At 73.2% G+C, this 2,580-nt stretch carries 3 protein-coding genes; 2 read left to right on the plus strand and 1 reads right to left on the minus strand.

Annotation, left to right across the window (positions count from 1 at the left end):
- The coding region (locus VGD44_RS25525) for a transglutaminase family protein (protein ID WP_331091443.1) at window positions 1-766 on the minus strand (766 nt) is incomplete at its 3' end.
- A 103-nt stretch (window positions 767-869) separates the two neighbouring features.
- Here VGD44_RS25525 and VGD44_RS25530 point away from each other — a divergent pair.
- Both VGD44_RS25530 and ruvA read left to right on the plus strand, forming a co-directional pair.
- A complete protein-coding gene (locus VGD44_RS25530) occupies window positions 870-2,009 on the plus strand; it encodes a lipase family protein (protein ID WP_331091446.1) in 1,140 nt (379 codons plus the stop codon).
- Between the two features lie 67 nt (window positions 2,010-2,076).
- Window positions 2,077-2,580 (plus strand): Holliday junction branch migration protein RuvA (gene ruvA / locus VGD44_RS25535; RefSeq protein WP_331091448.1); only part of this gene is annotated, 504 nt, incomplete at its 3' end.

Genomic DNA, 2,580 nt, shown 5'->3' on the forward strand with positions numbered 1-2,580 from the left:
CGACCTCGAAGGTTTGCGCGACAAGCTCGGCCGTGCCGAACACACTCATGAAGGCGATGTCCGCGGCGTCGAGGCCGGTGGCGACGCGCACGAGCCCTTCGATGGGCGCCTTGCCCGTCGGGTCGACCAGGCGCCAGGCGCCGCCGACGAAGACCTCCGTCACGGCGTGCAGGTCCGGCGGGTCCAGCTTCCAGGCGTAGGCGCTCACCGCCCGCGCCGGGATGTCGCCCGCGCGGAACAGGGCGATGGCCAGGTGCATGAAGTCCCGGCAGACGCCCGCGCGGTCCGCGAACGTCGACAGCGCCGTCGTTCCCGCGTCGCTGACGCCGGGCACGTAGTCCACGTGGTCGGTGATCCAGTCGAGGATCATCTCGACGCGCGCGCCGCCCGCAACCTGTCCGAACTCGCGCCCGACGAACCGTTCGAAGCGGTCGGACGGGCAGAAGCGGCTGGGCCGCAGATAGCGCAGGGCCTCCGCAGGCAGGTCCCGGATCGGCGACTGGGCCGCGTTCTGGAGCGGAATCTCGACGCGATGCACCGCCACCGCCGCCTCGTAGGCGATGCGGACGCGGCCGGAGGCCGTGAACACGACGCGGCGCTCGCCGCTCAGCCGGTCGTCACGGCGCACCATGTCCGTCGGCGGCTCGATGACCAAGGTCTCCGTCAGCACCGTCTGGTCCGGCCCGTGCGCCGCCTCGATCAGGAGCAGGGTCTCGCTCGGCGTCGCGAAGTCGTAGGTCAGGTCGGCGCGCAGGTGCAGGGTCATGCCAATCCGCCAACGCGCGGCGCGAACGGTCGATCCAGACGCCATCGACGCCGGCTCGTCCTCGCGACATTCTATCGTCCGTCGACGACGGTCGGGGGACCGGATGCGCCGTAGATCGTTCCTGGCTGGAGCCGCCGCCCTGCCGCTCGCGGGTTGCGCCGCGCCGCGGCTCTTCGCGCCTGCGGGCGTCACGCTCACGCACCTGAAGACCTGGCATCCCGCGCAGGCCTGGGCGCTGCTCAAGCTGGTCAGCGTCGGCGGCGTGACGCCCAGACACACGGTGGACGCCTGGCGCGTGCTCTACCCGTCGGCCGACTCCGCCGGCCAGCCGATCCAGCTCAGCGGGTTCCTGGCCCTGCCGCGCGGCGCCCGGCCCACGACCCTGGTCAGCTGGCACCACGGCACCACCACCACGCGTTCGGCCGTGCCTTCCAACGTCTCGACCGACGCCATGGCCGCGGCGTTCGTCTTCGCGGGTACCGGCCGGGCGGTGATCGCGCCCGACTACCTGGGCCTGGGCGCATCGCCGCTCACCCACACCTACCTGGTGGCCGACGACACGGCGCGCGCCATCACCGACCTCCTGGCCGTCGCGCGGCGGGTCGCGGGCGTGCCGCAGACGCCACCGTTCCTGATGGGCTTCAGCCAAGGCGCGCACGCCTGCCTGGCGGCGCAGGCGGCGATGGAGAGGGCCGGCCAGGCGGTGCTGGGCTCGGCGGCGGTCGCGGGCGCCCATAACCTGCGGACCATCAGCCTGGGCGAGGCGCTGCGGGGCGGGGCGCCCAGCCATTCGCTCTACCTGGCCTACCTGGCCCGCGGGTACAGCGCCCGCTACGGCCAGTCGCTCGCCAGCGTGCTCACCGGGACCGCCGCGGCGACCGCCACCCGCCTCTTCGACACGCCGCACAAGCCCGAGGAGATCGTCGCGGGCCTGCCGACCCAGCCGCGCACGATGTTCCGCCCCGACTTCCTGGCCGCGTTCGACACGGATCGTCCGCACTGGCTGCTCGAGGCCATCGCCGCCAACGAGACCAGCCACTTCACGCCCAGGGCGCCCATCCGCCTCTACTACGGCCGCGGCGACCGCGACGTGGTCCCGCGCGAGGCGCTGGCCACGTCCGCCGCCATGCAGGCCCGCGGCGCCGACGTGATGGCCGTCGACGTCGGCGACGTCGGCCACGACCCCTCGCTGCTCGCCGCCGTGCCCCGCGTGCTGGCGTGGATGGAGCAGCTCGGGGCCTGAGCCGGTTGTTCCCCCGGAGTCCCCGCTGGGGTACCTCTCTGGAACACATGCCGAACGTGATTCGCACATGATCGGGCGCCTGCGCGGCGCCCTGGCCGAGGTCGGGGAGGAGGACGCCCTGATCGACGTCATGGGCGTGGGCTATGTCGTGCGCTGCGGCAGCCGCACGCTCGCCCGGCTCCCCGAGATCGGGGGCGAGACCCTGCTGCACGTCGAAAGCCACTGGGGCGAGCAGACGGGCCTGACGCTCTACGGCTTCCTCAGCCGCGACGACCGCCAGGCGTTCGTGCTGCTGCGCACGATCCAGGGTGTCGGACCGAAGGCGGCGCTGGCGGTGCTGGACGTCCTGCCGCCGGCCGAACTGGCCTCGGCGGTGGCGCGCGACGACAAGGCCGCCGTGGCCCGCGCCAACGGCGTCGGCCCCAAGCTTGCCCTGCGCATCGTCACCGAACTGAAGGGCAAGCCGATCCATGATGGACCCGTGGCCGCCTTCCACGCCTCCATCCCCACCGCCCAGCCTTCGAAGCCCTCGGCCTCCGGCGAGGCGGTCGCGGCGCTGATGGGCCTGGGC

The sequence above is a fragment of the Phenylobacterium sp. genome (genome assembly GCF_036402295.1).
In the GTDB taxonomy this organism is placed as follows: Bacteria; Pseudomonadota; Alphaproteobacteria; order Caulobacterales; family Caulobacteraceae; genus Phenylobacterium.

Coding starts and splice junctions, on each gene's coding strand:
- VGD44_RS25530 (WP_331091446.1), top strand. CDS start 870: ATGCGCCGTAGATCGTTCCTGGCTGGAGCCGCCGCCCTGCCGCTCGCG.